At 66.4% G+C, this 20,095-nt stretch carries 17 protein-coding genes; 8 read left to right on the top strand and 9 right to left on the bottom strand.

Annotation, left to right across the window (positions count from 1 at the left end; genetic code table 11):
- The first annotated feature begins 109 nt into the window (after positions 1-109).
- The 7 genes from QM748_RS08870 (at position 110) to QM748_RS08840 (ending at position 9,200) form a co-directional block, all read left to right on the top strand.
- Positions 110-2,284, top strand: coding sequence for a TonB-dependent siderophore receptor (locus tag QM748_RS08870; RefSeq protein WP_415246622.1), 2,175 nt, complete (start codon positions 110-112; stop codon positions 2,282-2,284).
- Between the two features lie 107 nt (positions 2,285-2,391).
- The gene (locus QM748_RS08865; RefSeq protein ID WP_415246621.1) at positions 2,392-3,357 is read left to right on the top strand and encodes a siderophore ABC transporter substrate-binding protein; all 966 of its coding nucleotides are present in this window, start codon (positions 2,392-2,394) and stop codon (positions 3,355-3,357) included.
- Between the two features lie 103 nt (positions 3,358-3,460).
- Entirely contained in the window at positions 3,461-5,230 is a 1,770-nt protein-coding gene (locus QM748_RS08860) for an ABC transporter transmembrane domain-containing protein (RefSeq protein ID WP_415246620.1), read from the top strand.
- Positions 5,231-5,241: 11 nt separating this feature from the next.
- The gene (locus tag QM748_RS08855) at positions 5,242-5,469 is read left to right on the top strand and encodes a VF530 family DNA-binding protein (protein WP_415246619.1); all 228 of its coding nucleotides are present in this window, start codon (positions 5,242-5,244) and stop codon (positions 5,467-5,469) included.
- Between the two features lie 90 nt (positions 5,470-5,559).
- Positions 5,560-7,119 (top strand): MFS transporter, encoded by a 1,560-nt coding sequence (locus tag QM748_RS08850; RefSeq protein ID WP_415246618.1) that lies wholly within the window; start codon positions 5,560-5,562, stop codon positions 7,117-7,119.
- Positions 7,120-7,258: 139 nt separating this feature from the next.
- Positions 7,259-7,957: a hypothetical protein gene (locus tag QM748_RS08845; protein WP_415246617.1), complete on the top strand. Its 699-nt coding sequence runs from the start codon at positions 7,259-7,261 to the stop codon at positions 7,955-7,957.
- 601 nt (positions 7,958-8,558) lie between these two features.
- Positions 8,559-9,200 carry a helix-turn-helix domain-containing protein gene (locus QM748_RS08840; protein ID WP_415246616.1) on the top strand — a complete coding sequence of 214 codons (642 nt, stop codon included), beginning with the start codon at positions 8,559-8,561 and terminating at the stop codon, positions 9,198-9,200.
- 70 nt (positions 9,201-9,270) lie between these two features.
- Here QM748_RS08840 and QM748_RS08835 read toward each other — a convergent pair whose 3' ends face one another.
- The 3 genes from QM748_RS08835 to QM748_RS08825 all read right to left on the bottom strand — a co-directional run bounded on the left by QM748_RS08835 (position 9,271) and on the right by QM748_RS08825 (position 12,840).
- Positions 9,271-10,323 carry an alpha/beta fold hydrolase gene (locus tag QM748_RS08835; protein ID WP_415246615.1) on the bottom strand — a complete coding sequence of 351 codons (1,053 nt, stop codon included), beginning with the start codon at positions 10,321-10,323 and terminating at the stop codon, positions 9,271-9,273.
- 62 nt (positions 10,324-10,385) lie between these two features.
- Positions 10,386-11,165 (bottom strand): SDR family NAD(P)-dependent oxidoreductase, encoded by a 780-nt coding sequence (locus tag QM748_RS08830; RefSeq protein WP_415246614.1) that lies wholly within the window; start codon positions 11,163-11,165, stop codon positions 10,386-10,388.
- Positions 11,166-11,190: 25 nt separating this feature from the next.
- On the bottom strand, positions 11,191-12,840 hold the full coding sequence (locus tag QM748_RS08825; RefSeq protein WP_415246613.1) for a flavin-containing monooxygenase: 1,650 nt from the start codon (positions 12,838-12,840) through the stop codon (positions 11,191-11,193).
- 460 nt (positions 12,841-13,300) lie between these two features.
- On the opposite strand from QM748_RS08825, the gene QM748_RS08820 reads away from it, so the two are divergent.
- The gene (locus QM748_RS08820) at positions 13,301-14,194 is read left to right on the top strand and encodes a transporter (protein WP_415246612.1); all 894 of its coding nucleotides are present in this window, start codon (positions 13,301-13,303) and stop codon (positions 14,192-14,194) included.
- 58 nt (positions 14,195-14,252) lie between these two features.
- Here the strand turns inward: QM748_RS08820 and QM748_RS08815 are convergent, their stop codons facing one another.
- The 6 genes from QM748_RS08815 to QM748_RS08790 form a co-directional block, all read right to left on the bottom strand.
- A complete protein-coding gene (locus QM748_RS08815; RefSeq protein WP_415246611.1) occupies positions 14,253-15,509 on the bottom strand; it encodes a putative Na+/H+ antiporter in 1,257 nt (418 codons plus the stop codon).
- A gap of 434 nt (positions 15,510-15,943) precedes the next feature.
- The gene (locus QM748_RS08810; RefSeq protein WP_415246610.1) at positions 15,944-17,224 is read right to left on the bottom strand and encodes an O-acetylhomoserine aminocarboxypropyltransferase/cysteine synthase family protein; all 1,281 of its coding nucleotides are present in this window, start codon (positions 17,222-17,224) and stop codon (positions 15,944-15,946) included.
- A gap of 14 nt (positions 17,225-17,238) precedes the next feature.
- Positions 17,239-17,706 carry a CoA-binding protein gene (locus tag QM748_RS08805; RefSeq protein WP_415246609.1) on the bottom strand — a complete coding sequence of 156 codons (468 nt, stop codon included), beginning with the start codon at positions 17,704-17,706 and terminating at the stop codon, positions 17,239-17,241.
- 15 nt (positions 17,707-17,721) lie between these two features.
- Positions 17,722-18,555 (bottom strand): CoA-transferase subunit beta, encoded by an 834-nt coding sequence (locus tag QM748_RS08800; RefSeq protein ID WP_415246608.1) that lies wholly within the window; start codon positions 18,553-18,555, stop codon positions 17,722-17,724.
- Positions 18,552-19,544 (bottom strand): CoA transferase subunit A, encoded by a 993-nt coding sequence (locus QM748_RS08795; RefSeq protein WP_415246607.1) that lies wholly within the window; start codon positions 19,542-19,544, stop codon positions 18,552-18,554. Before QM748_RS08795 ends, QM748_RS08800 begins: the two co-directional genes overlap by 4 nt.
- Before the next feature lie 7 nt (positions 19,545-19,551).
- Positions 19,552-20,088, bottom strand: a complete 537-nt coding sequence (locus tag QM748_RS08790) for a thioredoxin family protein (protein ID WP_415246606.1) — start codon at positions 20,086-20,088, stop codon at positions 19,552-19,554.
- Between the last annotated feature and the right edge of the window lie 7 nt (positions 20,089-20,095).

The following is a 20,095-nucleotide window of genomic DNA, read 5'->3' as shown; positions in this document are numbered from 1 at the left end:
GATTATCATTTTTTAATGTACTGACCAGCCAGCCACCAAACCGGAATTCTCCCGGCCAGGAAGCCCGCCCCTCCGTACTTCCTGCCCCCCAACGAATGGAGATATTCCGATGGCCCACCCAGAGAGCCAGAAATACGCACGGCAGGCCGCCAGCGCCGTCAAGCCGCCCGTCCTGTGCCTGAACCTCGTCGCGCTTGCGATGCTGACATCGGCAGCGGCCCAGGCGCAGACTGCGGCGGCAACCGAATCCGGTGTCGCCCAGTTGCCTGCCGTCACGGTCAGGGCCGAACAGAACGGCAGCGCGGAGGACGGCTACCTCGTCAAGAGCATCACCGGCGTGGGGATCTGGGGCGAAAGAAGCCTGCAGGACACGCCTTATTCGATGAGCATCATATCGGGCGATCTGATCGAGAACGTGATCGCCAAGGACATGAACCAGATCTTCAAGATGAATCCGACGACGCAGGAAACGGCGAGCATCGCCAGCGATGCCACCGACAACCTGTGGGTGACGATGCGCGGGTTCCAGGTCAACTTCCCGATCATCAACGGCATCCCTTATGCAAGCCGGATTGCCGGCACGCCGATGATGCAGGACATCGAGCGCGTGGAGATGATCAACGGCGCGACCGGTTTCCTGTATGGCGGCGGGCGTGTCGGCGGTGCGGTGAACTACGTCACCAAGAAGCCGACGATCGACACCCGGAGAAGCGTAGCCGCCGGCAGCTATGGCGGCAGTTCGTATTTCGGCCATGCCGAACTGAGCGGGCAGTTCGACGACAACGATGTCTTCGGCTACCGCTTCAGCCTGTTCAATCAGGGCGGTGAAACCAGCAGGAAGGAAGAGAAGAAGCAGAAGGCGGTCAGCCTGGTGTTCGACTGGAAGCCGACGGACGACTTCTATGCCGACCTGCGCTACAGCTACAAGGACACCGAAGCGCCGGGACCGACGATCTTCTGGGCGACCGGGGGCCAGATCGACCGCAGCGGCATCAGCCGGAACCGCAGCCACACGCCCGACTGGCTGGTGCAGGAATTCACCTCGAACAGGATCGAGAGCGGCATCAGGTGGGACATCAACGAGGTCTTCACGCTGCGGACCAACCTGCTCTACGAAGAAGTCGAGAAAACCGGCGGCGACGCCCGCATGCGGTACCTGGACAGGAAGGTGCTGGCGACCTCCTGGTTCGGCGACTACGCCCTGCAGGAGAACGAGAAGAAGGGCATCAGCGCCTACCTGGATTCCAGGTTCGAGACCTTCGGCATCTCGCACACGCTGACGGTGGGCTACTCCTCGTCGTCCGACAAGACGATCAGCAGCACGGACAATTCGAGGAGCTACCAGATCCCGGTCGACATGACGCTCGACGAGTTCAGGAACTACCCCAGGCCCAGTACCTGGGGCAGTGTGGGGCAGTCGCCGAGGACGGCGAGCTCGAAGGTCAGATACGACAACATCCTGATCGGCGACGACATCGTCTTCAACGAGCGCTGGTCCGCGCTGGTCGGCTTCAACTATGCGACGACGATGAGCGAGAACTACCGCTCGCGGGTCAAGTACGACGAATCAGCGCTGACGCCGACGCTGTCGCTGATGTACAAGCCGTTCAGCGAGCTGACCACCTATGCGACCTACATCGAGAGCCTGGAGGCCGGCTCGGTCGTCGGCAGCACCTACCTGAACGAAAACGAGGTGCTGGACCCCTACGTCAGCAAGCAGTACGAAATCGGCGCGAAGTACACCCTGAACGACCGGGTGTCGATCAACTCGGCGCTGTTCAGGATCGAGAAGGCCAACGCCTACGACATCCAGACCACGCCGAAGCCGACGCGGACGCAGGACGGCGAGCAGGTCCACCAGGGCATCGAACTCGGCATCACCGGCAAGGTGACGGACGACCTGACCATCATCGCCGGCGGCACCTTGATGGATCTGAGCATCGACAAGGCCACCAACAGCGCGCTGGAAGGCAAGAAGCCGACCGGCGCGGCCAGGGTCATGGCAAAGATCTTTGCCGAATACAGCGTGCCGACCGTCAAGGGCCTGTCGGTGTCGGGCGGCGCCTATTACACCGGCAAGAAATACCAGGACGACATGAACACCGACGTGGTGCCGTCCTACACCTTGTTCGACGCCGGTGTCAGGTATGCGACGAGGATCGGGCAATACCCGACGAGCTTCAACTTCAGCATCCAGAACATCACGGACGAAGTGTACTGGTCAAACAGCCTGGCGCTGGGCGAGCCGAGGACCTTCTCGTTCTCGGTGCGGACGATGTTCTGACCCTCCCGTTCCTGCGCGTGGGCAGCGGGCCCGCGCTGTGCGACGCCAGCCCCTGCACCGGCTGGCGCCGTTTTTTCGTATGACCGTATTGTGCAAGGAGCCATCGCATGAGCAACCGCCTTTCCCTCGTCCGCCGCCGCGTCCTGGCGGGCGCGATCCTCGCCGCCACCTGCAGCATGACCATGCCCGCATTGGCCGCCCAGCCCGCGACGGTGGTGCTGACGCACGCCAAGGGCACGGCCGAAGTGCCCACCGCGCCCAGGCGCGTGGTGGTGTATGACCTGGGCGCACTGGATGCGCTGCAGGCCCTGGGCGTGCCGGTGGCAGGCGGCCCCAAGGCGCAGATGCCTGGTTACCTGGCGGACTACGCCAGCCGCTACGCCGTTGCCGGCAGCCTGTTCGAGCCGGACTATGAAGCACTGAGCAGCATCAAGCCCGACCTGATCATCGTCGGCGGCCGTTCCAGCGCCAGCCTCGAGACCCTGAGCCGGATTGCGCCCACACTGGATATGTCCATCGACGGCAAGCAGATGCTGGGCGACATCAAGCGCAACGTGAGCATGCTGGCCGGCCTGTTCGGCAGGCAGGCCGAGGGCAAGGCCCTGACCGAGCGCATCGACCGCGAAGTGGCCGACCTGCGCCGCCTCGCCGGCCAGGCCGAGCCGGGTCTGCTGCTGATGGCGATCAACGAGAAGATCATCCCGCAGGTGCCGGGTTCGCGCTTCGGCTTCCTGTTCGACGTGCTGGGGGCGAAGTCGGCCGTCGGCAGCGAGGATCTGCCGCCGCAAGGCACCGCCTACACCTTCGACGACCTGGTCAAGCTGAACCCTCAATGGATCTACGTGATCGACCGCAACACCGCGACCGGCCAGGCCGCGGGCGGCGGTGACATCATCCCGTCGCAGAAGGTGTTCGACAACGCCCAGATCAAGGGCACGGCGGCCGGGCAGAAGGGGCAGGTGGTGTTCCTCGATCCCAAGGGCTGGTACCTGATGGGCGGCGCCGGCCCGTCGGCGCTGCTGGGCAACGTCGCCCAGCTCCGGCGGGCGTACGAGGCGGCCGGCCTGCGCTGAGCTTGCCTGCCGGGATCGGCAGGCACGGCAGGGGCCTGATCGACGATAATCGGGCATGCCCGAATCGACCGCGTCATCCCCCGTGCAGCCCGGCGCTGCTCCCATGCCTGCCGATACGCCGCCGCGCCGCCTGTCGGCGCTGAGCGGACTGCTGCCTTTCCTGCGCCCGTACCGCGCGCGCATCGTCCTGGCCTTCGTCTTGCTGTGCCTCGGCTCGGCCACGCTGCTGCTGGTGCCGCTGACTTTCCGCGACCTGGTGGATTTCGGCTTCGGCAGCGCCGGTGGAGCGGAAACGGCAACCGCGCTCGACGGCCATTTCCTGCAATTGTTCGTACTGGCGGCGTTCTGGGGCATGGTGGTGGCGGCCCGCTATTACACCGTGTCCTGGATCGGCGAGCGGGTCACCGCCGACCTGCGCAACGCGGTCTATGCACGCGTGCTCGGCCAGTCGCCGCAGTTTTTCGAGACCCTGCAGACCGGCGAAGTGCTGTCGCGGTTGACCGGCGATACCACGCTGATCCAGACCGTGGTCGGCAGCTCGGTGTCGATGGGCTTGCGCAGCCTGTTCCAGTTCCTTGGCGGCATGGTGATGCTGGCGGTCACCAGCTTCGGCCTGTTCGCACTCAATCTCGGCCTGATGGTGGTGCTCGCGGTACCGATCGTGCTGATCGGGCGCCGGCTCAGACAGCTGTCGCGCGAATCGCAGGACCGCATCGCCGACGCCTCGGCGCTGGCCGGCGAGATCCTCAACGCCATGCCCACGGTGCAGGCCTTCACCCAGGAGGCGGCGGAGGCGCGCCGCTTCGCCGAGCGCAGCGAGACGGGTTTTCTCGCCGCGATCCGCCGCACCCGGACGAGGGCGGGCCTGACCGCGCTGATCATCGCCGCGGTGATGGGCAGCATCATCTTCGTGCTGTGGGTCGGCGCGCAGCAGGTGCATGCCGGTGAGCTGAGCACCGGCGAGCTCGCCGCCTTCGTGCTGTACGCGGCGCTGGTCGCCGGCGGCGCGGGCACGCTGGCCGAAGTCTGGGGCGACGTCATGCGCGCGGCCGGCGCCACCGGCCGCCTGCTCGAACTGCTGCAGGCCGAGCCGGCGATCCGCGACGCTGCGGTGCCGGCCGTGCCGCGGCGCCTGCCGCAGATGGCGATCCGCTTCGACCACGTCGGTTTCGCCTACCCGGCGCGGCCGCAAGTACGAGCGCTCGACGACGTCTGCCTGGAGATCGCGGCCGGCGAGCGTGTGGCGCTGGTCGGCCCGTCCGGCGCGGGCAAGACCACCCTGTTCCAGCTGCTGCTGCGCTACTACGAGATTTCGGCCGGCGCCATCCTGATCGACGGCCAGGACATCCGCTCGCTGGCGCTGCGCGCGCTGCGGCAGGACATCGCGATCGTGCCGCAGGACCCGGTGATCTTCTCCGCCAGCGCGCTGGACAACATCCGCTACGGCCGACCCGACGCCGACGACGAGGCGGTGCGCGCAGCCGCGCGTGCGGCCGGCGCCGACGATTTCATCGCCCGCCTGCCTGAAGGCTATGGCACTTTCCTCGGCGAGCGCGGCACCCGTCTGTCGGGCGGCCAGCGCCAGCGCATCGCGATCGCCCGCGCCATTCTCAAGGACGCCCGCCTGCTGCTGCTCGACGAAGCCACCAGTGCGCTCGACGCCGAATCCGAGATTCTGGTGCAGCAGGGCCTGGATGCGGCGATGCATAGGCGCACCACGCTGGTCATCGCCCACCGCCTGGCGACGGTGCAGCGGGTGGACCGCATCGTCGTGCTCGACGGCGGGCGCATCGTCGAAGTCGGCACGCCGGCCGACCTGCGCCGCCAGGGCGGCCTTTACGCCCGGCTCGCCGCGCTGCAACTCGATCATTGATGGATATCCGCATGAGCACTCAGCCCGACAACCCGCTGCACGGCATCACCCTCGAAAATCTGCTCCATGCGCTGGTCGAGCACTACGGCTGGGCCGGGCTCGGCCGCCGCGTGGCGATCCGCTGCTTCACCCACGAGCCCAGCATCGCTTCCAGCCTCAAGTTCCTGCGCCGCACGCCCTGGGCCCGCGCGCAGGTCGAGGCCTTGTACGTCGATATGCTGAATGCCCGGCGTGACTGAGGGCAGGGGGTGGCCAGCCCTGCGGCGGGCTGGTGGCACTGTCATCATCCGGGCGCGATAATCCGCGCTCCGTTTTCGTAGCCTGCCTCCATGTCCTCGCCTCCGCCCGTCTCCGCCATGCCGCCCCGTCCCGCCACCCGCCGCGAATGGTGGGGCCTGGCCGTGCTGGTGCTGCCGACGCTGCTGCTGGCGCTGGACATGACGGTGCTGCACCTGGCCGCGCCGCACCTGAGCGCCGACCTGCGGCCGAGCAGCAGCGAGCTGCTGTGGATCCTGGACATCTACGGCTTCATGATCGCCGGCTTCCTGGTCACGATGGGCACGCTGGGCGACCGCATCGGCCGGCGCCGCCTGCTGCTGGCCGGCGCCTTCGCCTTTGGTGTGGCCTCGGTGCTGGCGGCCTTGTCGGCCACGGCGGCGATGCTGATCGCCACCCGGGCGCTGCTCGGCATCGCCGGCGCCACGCTGATGCCGTCAACGCTGTCCCTGATCCGCAACATGTTCCACGTCGAGCGCGAACGCACGGTGGCGATCACGGTGTGGATGACCGGCTTCATCGTCGGCAGCGCGATCGGCCCGCTGGTGGGTGGCGTGCTGCTCGAATATTTCCCCTGGGGATCGGTGTTCCTGCTCGGCGTGCCGGTGATGCTGGTGCTGCTGGTCGCCGGCCCCTTGCTGCTGCCGGAATTCCGCGACGACGCGGCCGGCCCGCTCGACCTGCCGAGCGCGCTGTTGTCGATAAGCATGGTGCTGGCGGTGATCTTCGGCATCAAATCGGTCGCGCGCGACGGTGTGACGCTCGCCGCGCTGGCGGCGGTGCTGCTCGGGCTGGTCATCGGTCTGCTGTTCGTGCGCCGCCAGCGCCGCCTGGCGCAGCCGATGTTCGATCTCGGCCTGTTTGCCAACCGCGGCTTCTCGGTGTCGGTGGCGGCAATGCTGCTGACCATCCTGGCGCTGTCCGGCACTTGGCTGATGGTGTTCCAGTACCTGCAGGGCGTGCTCGGCCTGTCGCCGCTCGATGCCGGCATCGTCATGCTGCCGCCGGCGCTGCTGCAGGTGCTCGCCTCGATGTGGGTGCCCCGGCTGGCACGCCGCCATCCGCCGCATCGGCTGGTCAGCGCCGGCCTGCTGCTGGCGCTGCCGGGCTTCGTCGCGATGATGCTGGTGGGCGGCCCGGCCTCGCTGTGGCTGCTGGTCGGCGGCACCTCGGTGCTGGGCGTCGGCGTGATGCCGATGATGATCCTGGGCACCGACCTGGTGGTCGGCGCCGCGCCGCCGGCCAAGACCGGCGCTGCCGCCGCCACCTCGGAGACCGCCACCGAGCTCGGCATGGCGCTGGGCATCGCGATCATCGGCAGCGTCGGCGCGGCGATCTACCGCGGCCGCATGCTGGCCGGGTTGCCCGAAGGACTGCCGGCCGAACTCGCTGCGTCTGCGGTCGATACCCTGGGCGGCGCACTCGGCGCGGCGGAGCGGCTGCCGGGCGAGACCGGCGCTGCGCTGCTGCATGTCGCGCGCGAAGCGTTTTCGGCGGCGCTGCATGTCAACGCGTTGATCGGCGCGGCCATCATGCTGGTCACGGCGCTCATCGCCGCGCTGTTCCTGCGCCGGCCGGCGGACGGCGGGGAGCCGGCGCAGGGGAAACACTGAGCGCTGCCTTGCGCGGGCAGGAGGCCCGTCCTGATGAGGGCTTTCCTGGTTTGTTACGGCGCGTGCATCATGGCAGATTGGGCGCGTCGTCGGCGGAAGGGGGCGGTCCCCGGTCCGGGCGACCATGCGAGGTTGTCTGATGGCGCAATGCGAACCTTCGTCCGGCCAGCGGGATTGCGAAAACGGGCCCGAGTCTCGTTCGGCAGCGGAGTCCGAAGCCGCCACATTCAAGCGGGCGAGCGACAGGCTGCTGCGTGCCCGCAGCCGGCCGCCGCGGCGGGTGTTCCTGTTCAGCGGCCACATGATCGACGCTCCGGACCGCCCCAGCCCGCGCTTTCCGCCGCACAGGGAAGCCGCCGCCGCACGGGAGATCGCCGCGGCGCTCGACCGCCACCAGGCCGGCCCGGATGATCTGGCGCTGGCCCAGGCCGCCGCGGGGGGCGACCTGCTGTTCCTCGAAGCCTGCCATCGGCGCGGCGTGTGCTGCGAAGTGCTGCTGCCGTTCGACGAGCCGGAGTTCATTGAGCGTTCCATTCGCCCGTCGGCCAATGGCGATGCCTGGCTGCAGCGCTACCGCGCACTCAGGGCTGAAGCAGCGATCAGCCCGCGCGTCATGCCGGTCGAACTCGGCCCGTTGCCCGAAGGGGCAGACCCGTTCGAGCGCTGCAACCTGTGGCTGCTGCACAGCGCGCTTGCTTTCGGCGCGGACAAGGCGAACTTCATCTGCCTGTGGAACGGCGGCGGCGCAGACGGTCCGGGCGGGACCGCGCACATGTACCAGGAAGTTAAACAGCGCACCGGCCAGGTGGATTGGATCGATACACGGACGCTGGTGTAGCCACGCGTGCATCTGCGCCATTCCCGCCTGCGCTGCCCTGGCAAGCCGGCGGGTCAGATGTCCGGCAGCGGGGTTCGCATCCCGGGGAAGTGGCGCATCTGCCTGCATGCCGCGCAGTGCATCCCGGGTGTGCCTCCGGCCGCTTCCCGAGTCGAGGCTGGGCGGTGTGAGCCCGGGTGTCGCAGAAGGGTTTTTCGTCTGTCCGCAAGGGCTGGTTCAGGCGTGATTATGAATCAGAAATTTTGATTAAATTATTTGGTTTTTCTTGTAATCTGATGGTTTCTCCGTGTCCGCCACGGTCTTTCCAACGAATGCGGTCAGCTTCTGGATGGTCTTCGAATGAGCACCTTGATAACTCCAAGAGACCTGCCTACATGGGTGCCAGGGCGGGTTCTGTCCGCCAGTGATGGGCTGGGCTGGAAGGACGTGGCTCACCGCGCCTATCTATATACCGGCCTGGATGTGCAGGTTCCGCCGCTCGATCACTGCATGATCGTCCGCTATCGCAGCGGCCAGACGCCGATGGATCGGCAGGTTGAAGGGCGCTGGAGCCGCAAGAAGTGCACGCCGGGCGATTTCTCGCTGTTCAACGCATTCGGAAATGTCCCACTGGCACTGGACCGAGTGCATCAGCGTGTCCCACACCTATCTTTCGGGAGCGCTGCTGCAGCGGGTGGCGGTGGACATCACCGGGCGCAGCATGGTCGATGTCCGCCTGCAGGATGTGCTGCAGGCGCAGGACCCGATCGTCACCGGCATCGTCGATGCCATCACTGCCGAAGCTGAGCAGTGCGCGCCGGGCGGCAACATCTACGTCGAGGGCCTTGCCCTGCAACTGGCCGTCCACCTGTTCCGCAAGTACGCTGCCATCGACATCCGCGACGACACGCCGGTGGGGCCGCTGGCGCCCCGGCAGATGCGCCGCCTGGAGGAATACGTCGAAGCCAATCTGCACAAGGGCATCACCATCGAGCAGATGGCCGAGGCGATCGGCCTCGGCGTATGGACTTTCTCGAAGCATTTCCGCGCCAGCACCGGCGTTTCGCCGCACGAGTACGTCGTCCGCCGGCGCCTGGAGCGGGCGGCCCGCCTGCTGACCACCGACGGGCAGGCGATCAAGCAGGTCGCGGCGATGTGCGGGTTTTCGGACCAGGCCCATCTGACGCGGGTGATGCGGAGCAGGATGGGCGTGACGCCAGCCTGTCTGAGAAAGACGGGCGGCATCAGGCTGGAACAAGAATAAAAAAAACCGCAGCTTTGTTGGAGGCTGCGGCCAGTAATTCCTGCTGCTGATGCGGCAGGAGGTGGGCCCGTCATGCGTCGGGCCGGGGGCCCAGCAGTTGCCGGAGGTTGTCGTCCAGTTCGGCGATGCAGTTGCCATCGGTGCCGAACAGGCCGAGGTGGCCGTCGATGCTGTTCAGCGGGCGGAATTCGCTGTTGGGGATCAGCTTCTGCTCGGCCAGGCAGTCGTTGGGCGGAAAGAACATGTCGTGGCTGATCGGCATCACGAAGGTTTTCGCCGTGATGCGGCCGAGTGCCTCGGCCAGATTGCCGCCGCTGTTGCGGCTGACGTCGCCGCGCTGCCATTTCCAGATCATGCACAACAGGTTGTTCGGGTCCATCGGCGCGAAGTAGCCGGTCATGAACTGGTCGACGAAGGCCTCCATGTTGTCGAAGCCCAGTGCCTTGTGGCGGCCGCCGCGGAAGAAGTCGGTGCTCCAGCCCATCACCGTCCACAGCTTGGCGTGGCGGCGCAGGCCGGCCGCGACCTCGGCGGAATCGGCGTAGTTGCCGTCGCGGAAAGCCGGATCGGTGACGAGGGTGTCGATCAGGGTCTCGCCGAACATGAAATCGTGCTCGGTGTTGCAGGCAGTGCCGGCGATGGGGGCGGCGCGTTCGACCATGTCGGGGTAGCGCACTGCCCATTCGTAGGTCTGCTGCGCACCCATCGAGCCGCCCACCACCAGCGCCAGGCGTTTGATGCCGAAGTGCTCGGTGAGCAGGCGGTGCTGGGCGCGGACGTCGTCGCCGATGCGCACGCGGGGGAATTTCGGCCCGGCGATCTCGGCCGGCGCGTTGCTGGGCGACAGCGACAGGCCGTTGCCGATCTGGTTGACGACGATGATGAAGTAGCGCTCCGGGTCGAGTGCACGGCCGGGCCCGATATAGACCTGCTCCATGATCTTGTTCGTGCCCGAATACCAGGTCGGGACGAGGATCGCGTTGTCGCGCGAGTCGTTGAGCTGGCCGTGGGTGGCGACTGCCAGGGTGCATTCTTCCAGCACCCCACCTTCTTCGAGTTCGAGCCGGCCGATGTTGACGAGCTTGTAAGGGCCGTGGTTTTCCTGGGTGTAGTAGGCATTCATGTGGGAGTCCTTGTTGGGGCGGGGCAGGGCCGGCCGCACGCTGGCGGCCGGTGCCTGTGGAATCAGCGTGCGGTGTAGCCGCCGTCGATGACGAGCTCGGAGCCGGTGACCCAGCGCGCCTCGTCCGACGCGAGGTAGACCGCGCCCCAGGCGATGTCGTCCGGCGTCCCGGTGCCGCCCAGCGGGTGCAGCGCATCCAGGTGCGCTTTCGCCGCGTCGCGCGCCAGGCCGTTGTCCCTGGCATAGCGGTCCACCATCGGTGTGAACACGAAGCCCGGATGCAGGGAATTGACCCGGATCTTCTCGGCGGCGTAGAGCAGGGCGTCGTTCTTGCTCATCGTCCGCACCGCGCCCTTGGCGGCGTGGTAGGGCGGGATGTCGCCGCCGCCGACGATGCCGTAGATCGACGACACGTTGATGATCGAGCCTCCGCCCGCCTGGCGCATGTACGGTACGGCGTGCTTGGTGCACAGGAACACCGCCGTCACGTTCACCGCCATCACCCGGTTCCATTCGGCCAGCGCCAGCTTGTCGGTCGGCGTGTTCTCGCCCTCGATGCCGGCGTTGTTCACCAGCACGTCGATTCGGTTGAACCCGGCGCCGAACTGCGTGGCGGCGGCCTGCATGGCTGCGCTGACGCGGTCCTCGTCGGTCACGTCCACCTGCACGAACAGCGCCTTGCCGCCCGCGCTGCGAACGGCTTCAGCCACCGCTTCGCCCTGCGCATCACGGTCGAGGATGGCGACTGCCGCGCCTTCCTCGGCCATGCGCCGGACGATGGCCAGACCGAGCCCGCTGCTGCCGCCGGTGACGACCGCCACCTTTCCAGCAAGTCGATTCATATGTTTTCTCCGGTCTGGATCGGGGTCAGTTCATGGCGAAGCCGGGATAACCCTGCATGGCCAGTTCGTCGCACTTGCCGTGGTAGGTGCCTGCGCCGCCGACGTAAGAGAGCAGCCGGCGCGGCTTGCCTTCGATGTTGGAGCCCATGTACCACGAGTCGGTCTTGGTCAGCAGCGTGGCGTTGGCGACCTCGTCATGGTGCCTGACCCATTCATCCTCGAATTCCTGCGTGGCCTCGACGACCTTCTTGCCGTTCTTGCGCGCATAGGCGATGCAGTCGGTGATCCAGTCGACCTGCTGCTGCAGGCAGGTGGGCATGTTGCACAGCGCGGCGGAGGGCGCGAGCGGCGCACCGGTGGTGAACAAGTTGGGGTAGCCGTGGACCTGCAGGCCCATCGCGGTGCGGATCTCCTTGCTCCATTGCTCCTTCAGCGAGCGATTGCCGCGGCCGCGGATGTCGATGCGGCTCAGCGCGCCCGAACCGGCGTCGAAGCCGACCGCGAGGATGATCACGTCGACTTCATGTACCTTGCCGTCGGAGGTCTGGAAACCTTCCGGCACGACCCGCTCGATCGGCGTCTTGCGGCAGTCCACCGCTTCGACGTTGGGCTGGAGATAGACCTCGAGGTACTTGGTTTCCAGCGGCACGCGGTGGGTGCCGAAGCCGTAGTCCTGCGGAATCAGCATCTCCCACAGGTCGGGGCGGCTCTTCAGGCGTTCGCGCATCTTGCCGCGGACGAACTCCGACACCTCTTCGCTGATCGCCTCGTCGAAGAACATTTCCGGGAAGCCGGCCAGCCACGGCGCCAGCGAGCCATCCTCCCACAGCGCCTCCATGACGGCCAGGCGCTGTTCCGGCGTGTTCTCGGCCCACGAGCCCTTGTCGAAATCGTAGTCGAAGCCGGCGAAGGTGCTGCGCACGCGCTGCTTCAGCTCATGGAAGCGGGAACCCCACTTTTCCCAGTCCGCCGCGCTGTATTTGGGGTTCTTCATTGGCACGACGTATTGCGGCGTGCGGGTGAAGATCTTCATCGAGCCGACTTCGGGCGCGATCGTCTGGATCACCTGGATGCCGGTGGCGCCGGTGCCGACCACGGCGACGCGCTTGCCTTTCAGGTTGACCGGTTCCCTGGGCCACAGGCCGGTGATGTAGAGCTCGCCCTTGAAGGTGGATTGGCCGGGGAAACGCTCGGTGATCGGTGCCGACAGCATGCCGCAGCAGGCGACCAGGTACTGGGTCGTCACCTGTTCGCCGTCGGCGGTGGTGAGGCGCCAGATATCCCGGGATTCGTCGTAATGGGCAGAGGCGATCCGGGTATTGAACTGGATGTCCTTTTTCAGATCGAGCTTGTCGGCGACGTAATTGAGCCAGCGTTCGGTTTCCGGCTGGGCGGGAAAACGTTCGGAAGGCTGCCATGATTTGTACAATTCTTCGGAGAACCAGTATTGGTAGATCTCCGCCTGGGAATCGAAGCGGGCGCCGGGATAGCGGTTCCAATACCAGGTGCCGCCGACGTCGCTGCCGGTTTCATAGGCGCGCACATTCAAACCCATTTCCCGCAGGCGATGCAGCTGATAAAGCCCGGCCACGCCCGCGCCAATGACGATGGCGTCGAAATGCCCGCTTGCCGCCTGGTTTCCGGCGCGCTTTTCCTGTACTTGTGCAGTACCCATTCTTGTCTCCTTTACCTCTATTTATAAGGGTTTTCCCGATGATCGGAGATCATTCGGTAGCGTGGCGCCGCGCCTCGATGGACGCGTTTCGTTTCATGCCGGAGGAGAATCTATAGGCGTATTGCGCCGGGCATCTTGTCTGTTCTTGGCGATGTTTTGAACAAATCGGTGAAACCGCTTTGAAGCTGCGGCGGAATGTCTTTGATCCAAGTTAAAGTTTTCCCGGCCACATGACGTGGCCGTCGAAAGCAAGAAGAAATCCGCTTCGAGAAGACACCTCCTGGAAATGAAGCATTTCCCGCGGCCATTTCCGGAGGATTCACCATCGGGCGCGACAGCGCATCGAATCGAATGCGCGGCCCCACCGAAGGAGACAGACAAGATGATCGAAAGAGATCCAGCCGGACCCATGCCCGGTATTTCCCCGGCAATGGAGACGTGTGCCGAACAAGGCGCGTCCGTGCGAACGGGGCGCCAGCGCCGTGGCCGCATCACGGCCTTGCTCGGTGCCACGCTGCTTACTGCGACGGCGCAGCAGGCTTCGGCGATAAGCGTCGATCCAGGCGATTGGGATTACGCCCCGGCGGGCACCAACCTGGGGCTGCTGTACTACCAGTACAGCAAGGGGGACAAGCTCTATGCCGGCGGCGACAAGGTTTCGAGCGACGCCAGCCTGCGTGCGCAGGTGGGCATGCTGAGGCTGGTCAGGTTCGTGGAGGTGGCCGGCTTCACGATGACGCCGCAGATCATCCTGCCGTTCGGTTCCGTCCATACCGGCGGCGATCTCGGCGGCGCGACCGTCCGTAACGGCATCGGCGACATCATCCTGGCCAGTGCCGTCTATCTGTACCGCGACGACCAGCGCCGCGTGTTCGGCATCATGCCCTACCTGACCCTGCCCACTGGCCAATACGACCGCCACCGCACGCTGAATCCCTTCGGCGAGAACCGCTGGAAGTTCACGCTGCAGGCGGCGGGCGTGCTGCCGTTGAGCGACAAATTCACGCTGGATGTGATCGGCGACGTGCAGTTCCATGGCGACAACAAGCGCTTCGGCGAAAGCAAGCAGACCATGAGCCAGAAGCAGCTGTGGGAACTGCAGACCCACCTGCGCTACCACCTGTCGCCGGCCACCACGCTCAGTGCCAGCCTGCATCGGGTCGAAGGCGGTGAAACGGAAATCGATCGCGTGGATCAGGACGATCGCCAGCGCCGCACGCGGATGATGATCGGCGCATCCCACTTCCTGGCGCCGAACTGGCAATTGATGGGTTCTGTCGGGCGGGATCTGTCTTTGGAGCAGGGCGTTCGCGAGAACCTGCGCGTCAACCTGCGCCTGATGACGGTTTTCTGATCCTCAGTTGCGGTACGCGGGGCGCTGCCAGGATCGGGCGGCGCCCCGCGGTCGGTGTCTACAGCACGCGGAAGGCCAGGATCGCGACCAGGGTCGGCGGCACCGCGGCAACGAACAGGCCGAGCGGATTGACCGCACCCTGGTCGAAGTCGCGGCGCAGGATGGACATGCCGGCCGGGTTGGGCGCGTTGGCGATCACGGTGAGGCCGCCGCCGGTCACCGCACCGGCGACGATGGCATGCTTGAACTCGTCGGTCAGGCCCTCGACCAGCGAAGCCAGGTAGGTCAGCGCGGCGTTGTCGGTGACGGCGGTCAGAGCGGTCGCACCGAAGTACACCGTGGTCGAATCCATCTTCGACAGCAGCGGCTGCAGCCACCAGGCCTGCTGGCCGCCCAGCACCACCAGGCCGGCGAGGAAGAAGGCGACCATCAGGCCTTCGCGCAGGATCAGGCGTTCCTGGAAGCGCGGATAGGCGGTCGCCAGGCCCATGAACAGCAGGAACACGCCGAGGAAGATCGGCGGATGGTGGGCGAAGGCGACGATCAGGAACAGCAGGAAGAGGTGGATGCCGACCATCGCCATCGGCACTTCGCCCTCATGTCCTTCGGCCTCCACCGGCAGCGCATTCAGCTCGCGGTAGAAGATCATCGTTGCCGCAGCGGCGTTGATCGACACCGCCAGCGCCGATTTCCAGCCGAAATGCGACAGCATGTAGAGCGAATCCCAGCCCCAGGTCGAGGCCACCATCAGCACCGGCGGCGCGGCGAAGTTGGTCAGCGTGCCGCCGATCGAAACGTTGACGAACAGCGCGCCGATGGTGACGTACATCAACTTGCTCGAAATGCCGCGGCTGTAGTAGCGCTCGCGCAGCATCATCGCCGCCAGCGTCATCGCGGCGGGTTCGGTGATGAAGGAGCCGAGCAGCGGCACGCAGGCGACGATGGTGAAATAGGTCGCCACCGACTCCGGCAGCGGCACCACGCGGGCGATCATGCGCACCGTGGCCGAGGCGAACTGCATCACCGGCTTGCTCGCCGCCACCACCATGATCGCGAACACGAACATCGGCTCGGTGTAGTTGCGCGTGTCCAGATACTCGACCGCGCTGTCCAGGCCGGTGGCGAAGCCCATGAACACCACCAGCACGATGGCCCAGAAGCCGAACACCGCTTCGACCTCGCCGAGCAGGTGCCACAGCCCCGCATGAGCCGGCCGGGTATGGGCCAGGTGCTCGAAGAACTTGGTGGAGAAGGTGTGGATGATGGCGATGGCGAACAAGGTCGCGCCGATCACCTGGATCGTTGTCGGATTCATGCGGCTTCACCGGAAGGAAGTTGGGGAGGGGCTGCGGGCGCAGCCGGTGGAGCAAGGTGAAAAGCCGGGTTCAAGGCGGCGCGCGCGGCGGCGTGGGGCAGGCGCGGAGATGCGGGATGGGGCTGGCCGCAGGCAGGACAGGAGGAAGAACGGCTTGCCGAATGGCTCGCCGAACGGCTTGCGGCTGAAGGACGGGGTGTCGGTTCATGGGCGCACGGATACACCGTGAGGCGGCCCGACCATCACGAAAACCTGCCCGGCGGCGGAGTTGCGGCACGGACACCCGGCCGCAAGCTTACACAAGCAAGGGGGCGATGAACAAGCGGCAAGCGGCAAGCGGGGAGGGCGTGTTTCATCGGTGCCGGAAGGACAAAGCCCCCGGTGGGCTCGTGGCCGCCGGGGGCTGAAGGGCAGGACGGCCCGATACCGCGCCCTCAGGTCCTGGCCAGCGCCTGATCGATGTCCCACAGGATGTCGTCCAGCGTTTCCAGCCCGACCGACAGCCGGATCAGGTCGGGCGGCACGCCGGCGGCGACCTGCTGTTCCTCGGAGAGCTGGCGGTGGGTGGTGGAGGCAGGGTGGATGACCAGGGTCTTGGCGTCGCCGATGTTGGCGAGGTGGGACAGGAATTCGACCGAGTCGATGAACTTCTGCCCGGCCGCAGCGCCGCCCTTGATGCCGAAGCTCAGCACCGCGCCGGCGCCGCGCGGCAGGTATTTCTGCGCCAGGGCGTGATAGTGGCTGCTTTCCAGGCCGGGGTAATTGACCCAGGCGACCTTGGGGTGCGACTCCAGGTGGCGGGCCACCGCCAGCGCGTTGGCGCAGTGGCGGTCCATGCGCAGCGGCAGGGTTTCGACCCCCTGCAAAAGCTGGAAAGCGGCGAAGGGCGAGAGCACCGGGCCGAAGGTGCGCATGCCTTCCATGCGGCACTTCATCGTGAAGCCGAAGTCGCCGAAGGTCTCGAAGAAACGCACACCGTGGTAGCCGGGCGAAGGCTCGGTCATGCTCGGGAACTTGCCGTTGTCCCACGGGAACCTGCCGGATTCAACGATCACGCCGCCCATCGTCGTGCCGTGGCCGCCGATGAACTTGGTCGCCGAATGCACGCTGATCGCCGCGCCCCATTCGAAGGGTCGGCACAGGTAGGGGCTGGCGAAAGTGTTGTCGATGAACAGCGGCAGGCCGGCACCGTTGGCGATCTTCGCCACCGCCTCGATGTCGAGCACGTTGAGCGAGGGATTGCCCAGCGTTTCGGCATAAATGGCCTTGGTCCTGGGCGTGATCGCGCGGGCGAAGTTTTCCGGTTCGTCGGGGTCGACGAACACGGTGTCGATGCCGAGCTTGCGGAAATTGACGTCGAGCTGGGTGTGGGTGCCGCCGTACAGCGTGCGCGCGGCGACGATCTGGTCGCCGGCTTCGCAGATGTTGAGCAGCGCGATCATCTGCGCGGCCATGCCGCTGCCGGTGGCGACCGCGGCGCGGCCGCCTTCGAGCGCGGCGATGCGCTCCTCGAACACCGCCACGGTGGGGTTGGAAATGCGCGAATAGACGTTGCCGAAGGTCTGCAGGTTGAAGAGGCTGGCGGCCTCCTCGGGGCTGTCGAAGACGTAGGAGGTGGTCTGGTAGATGGGGACGGCGCGGCTGCCGGTGGCCGCGTCGGGAATCTGGCCTGCGTGCAGGCACAGGGTGTCGAAGCCGTATTGATGGTCTGCCATGTTCGGGATCCTGCTCAGGGAAGCCAGCGGGGGCGGCGGGCGGAAATCACCTTGGTGTTGACGCCGAACCAGTTGAGGCCGCCGAAGAGGCGGGCGTATTCGATCTTGACGCAGCGGTCCATGATCACTGTGAGGCCGGCCGCCTCGGCCTTGCGCCTGGCTTCCTCGTTGATGACGCCGATCTGCAGCCACAGCGTGCGGGCGCCGATGGCGATCGCCTGCTCCGCGATCGGCAGGGCGTCGGCCGGCTTGCGGAACACATCGACGATGTCGACCTTTTCCGGGATCGAGGCGAGGTCGGGATAGCTCTTCTCGCCGAGGATTTCGGGGTACTTCGGGTTGACCGGAATGATCCGGTAGCCGTGCGCCTGCATGTATTTGGCGGCGAAGTACGATGGCCGGAACCAGTCGGCCGAGAGGCCGACCACGGCGATGGTGCGGGATTCCTGCAGAACCCGGCGCAGGGTCTGGATGTCGCTCATGCTTTCGTTCGGTCCTTATTTCTTGCGCAGCATTCCCGTCTCGTCCACCCGGCGCAAGGCGGCGAGTTCCGCGGCGCTCGGTTCCGGCACGACATGGGCAGTGGGGGACACTTTCAGGTCCCAGCCCGTGTTGGCGCGGATTTCCTCGACGCTGGAGAAGGGGTACCAGGCGTCCAGGATGAATTCCTTGCTCACCGGGTCGGGACGCATGATACCGAGTGTGGTGACGATTGCCGATGGGCCGCCGCCGACGAAGCCGTGGCGTGCGCGTGCGTCGCCGCCGTCCAGGTAGCCCGGCGAGCTGATGTAGCTGACCTTGCCGGTGAAGCGCTTGGCTTCGTGGGTGACCATGATGATGACCCGGCCCGCGCCGCAGGCGATGTCGTTGGCGCCGCCGGCACCGGTCAGGCGCGTCCTGGGCAGGCGGTAGTGCTCGCCGATGATACCGTCGCCGTCCCAGATGCCGGTGGTGTTGACGTTGCCGAACTTGTCCACCTGGGCGGCGCCGATGATGCCGACGTCGCAGCGCCCGGAGGCGACGAGAAAGCCCAGCGCGTCCAGAGCGTTGGTGAAGCTGGTGGCGTTGGCCGAGATGCGGTTGCACTCGATGCCCCAGGGCAGGCCGCCGACCGGGGTGGCGCCATACACGCCGCCTTCGGTCATGGTGCGGATGTTGGGGGCGTGGCAGGCCTGGGCGAAATAGCCGGCGAGCATCGACAGGCCGACGCCGAAGATGGCGAGATCGCCGTCCTGTAGTTCGCGGCCGGTGGCGATCGCCATCATCTCCTGGCGGGTGTAGGGCTGCTCGAGCGTGGTGTCGGCGGGGCTGGCGGAAGCGGTGGCGCTCATCGGGCTTCTCCTGAACTCAGGGCGCGGACTTCTTCCGGCGTCTTGATCCATTGGCGGAACGGGTCGAGCAGGAAGGCGGTACCGGTGCGGGACAGGCGTTCGACGGTATCGCGGCCGATCATGTCGAGGTAGCTGTCGATGTCGGCATAGCCGTCGACGTACTGGCGGACGTAGTCAACCGTGCCCTCGGGCGTGGCCAGGGCCTTGTTCATCGCCTGCATGTGGGCCTCGTCGACGTCGTAGAGGCCGGGCGAGGACTGCGGCCAGGCGGCGAAAGGCCAATACACCACGGCGTCGACGACGATGTCGGGGATGCGCACCAGGTTCGGGAACTGGCGCATGCAGGCGGTATCGACGATGGCGTCGGCGATCAGCACCACTTTCTTCGCCGCCCGCGACAGCTCGAAGCGGTTCCATTCGGTGCCGAGCATGATCGCGTTGCCGAGCGGGTCGGCCAGCGGCACGTGGATGGCGGCCACGTCGGGCTTGAGCGGGCTGAGGGCGCCGATTTCGCGGCCGGAGAAGGGGTCGGTCACCGTCGGGATCTTGGCGCGGGCGGGGTATTCGTCGGGCGCGAAGGCGCTGCGCCGCTGGATGTCGGAGCCGATGTTGACCGTTGCCGGGGCGAAGGGCCAGTTCATCGCGCCGGCCAGCAGGCGCAGGCCGAACGACAGGTTGGAATAGTCTTCCAGCACGAGCTGGCCGCTTTCCACCGCACGGCGCAGGCCGTTGGCGAAACCGAACACTTCCAGCCCGGTGAAGCCGCATTCGGCCTTGCTCACCGCGCCGGTCGCGGCCAGCAGGTTGAACTGCTGGGTGTTGCAGTGGAACAGTGCGTGCAGGTCGCGGCGCCGGCGGCGTACCAGCTCGCGGCCGAAGACGATGGCGTCGGAGCCGACCGGCAGCGAGGCGCCGCTGGCGTACTGCATGCCGTCCCAGCTGTAGCGCTCGACCGCGTCGGCGAGGGAGATCAGTTTGTTCTGTTGCATGGGGTCTTCAGTGGTGATTGTCGTGATGCGTGCGGGCCTTGCCGGCCGGCTGGAACGGGCGGTGCTCGTATTCCTCGCTGGCGACGAAGTCGCTCAAGCGGCGGAAGCCGTCGGCATCCAGCACGCCGGTATGGCGGTAGAGAACTTCGCCCCGGCCGTCGAGGAAGACGAAGGACGGCGTGCCCAGCGCGCGCAGGCGGCGGGCCCACTGGCCCGGCGTGGTGGTTTCGCCGTCGGGCAGGAGGAAGGACGACTCCTGAACGATGTCCACGCGGACGGTGGCGAAGCGGACATCGAAGTCCTTTTCGGTGGCTGCGTCCTGGAACACCGTGTGCTCCATCTCCCGGCAGCCGGGGCAGTCGGGCATGGTCAGGAACACCGCCAGCTTGCGGCCGGAGTCCGCCGCCGCGCTGCTTTCGGCCTGCAGGTCGCGGGTTTCACGCTCGAACAGCGCGGCACTGGCCGAGCCGGCGCCTGCAGCCAGCAGCGAGGCCAGCAGCAGCGCGGCGAGGCGGGGGCGTCGGAAAGAGGGCAAGGCGAACATGGGTTTT

This window comes from Thauera sp. (genome assembly GCF_047601425.1).
Lineage (GTDB): Bacteria > Pseudomonadota > Gammaproteobacteria > Burkholderiales > Rhodocyclaceae > Thauera.
This window is presented reverse-complemented; position numbering and strand designations above follow the sequence as displayed.

Bases quoted from the DNA above. Each gene is read 5' to 3' on its own strand.
- QM748_RS08870 (WP_415246622.1), top strand. From the start codon at position 110: ATGGCCCACCCAGAGAGCCAGAAATACGCACGGCAGGCCGCCAGCGCC.
- QM748_RS08865 (WP_415246621.1), top strand. From the start codon at position 2,392: ATGAGCAACCGCCTTTCCCTCGTCCGCCGCCGCGTCCTGGCGGGCGCG.
- QM748_RS08860 (WP_415246620.1), top strand. From the start codon at position 3,461: ATGCCTGCCGATACGCCGCCGCGCCGCCTGTCGGCGCTGAGCGGACTG.
- QM748_RS08855 (WP_415246619.1), top strand. From the start codon at position 5,242: ATGAGCACTCAGCCCGACAACCCGCTGCACGGCATCACCCTCGAAAAT.
- QM748_RS08850 (WP_415246618.1), top strand. From the start codon at position 5,560: ATGTCCTCGCCTCCGCCCGTCTCCGCCATGCCGCCCCGTCCCGCCACC.
- QM748_RS08845 (WP_415246617.1), top strand. From the start codon at position 7,259: ATGGCGCAATGCGAACCTTCGTCCGGCCAGCGGGATTGCGAAAACGGG.
- QM748_RS08840 (WP_415246616.1), top strand. From the start codon at position 8,559: ATGTCCCACTGGCACTGGACCGAGTGCATCAGCGTGTCCCACACCTAT.
- QM748_RS08835 (WP_415246615.1), bottom strand. From the start codon at position 10,323: ATGAATGCCTACTACACCCAGGAAAACCACGGCCCTTACAAGCTCGTC.
- QM748_RS08830 (WP_415246614.1), bottom strand. From the start codon at position 11,165: ATGAATCGACTTGCTGGAAAGGTGGCGGTCGTCACCGGCGGCAGCAGC.
- QM748_RS08825 (WP_415246613.1), bottom strand. From the start codon at position 12,840: ATGGGTACTGCACAAGTACAGGAAAAGCGCGCCGGAAACCAGGCGGCA.
- QM748_RS08815 (WP_415246611.1), bottom strand. From the start codon at position 15,509: ATGAATCCGACAACGATCCAGGTGATCGGCGCGACCTTGTTCGCCATC.
- QM748_RS08810 (WP_415246610.1), bottom strand. From the start codon at position 17,224: ATGGCAGACCATCAATACGGCTTCGACACCCTGTGCCTGCACGCAGGC.
- QM748_RS08805 (WP_415246609.1), bottom strand. From the start codon at position 17,706: ATGAGCGACATCCAGACCCTGCGCCGGGTTCTGCAGGAATCCCGCACC.
- QM748_RS08800 (WP_415246608.1), bottom strand. From the start codon at position 18,555: ATGAGCGCCACCGCTTCCGCCAGCCCCGCCGACACCACGCTCGAGCAG.
- QM748_RS08795 (WP_415246607.1), bottom strand. From the start codon at position 19,544: ATGCAACAGAACAAACTGATCTCCCTCGCCGACGCGGTCGAGCGCTAC.
- QM748_RS08790 (WP_415246606.1), bottom strand. From the start codon at position 20,088: ATGTTCGCCTTGCCCTCTTTCCGACGCCCCCGCCTCGCCGCGCTGCTG.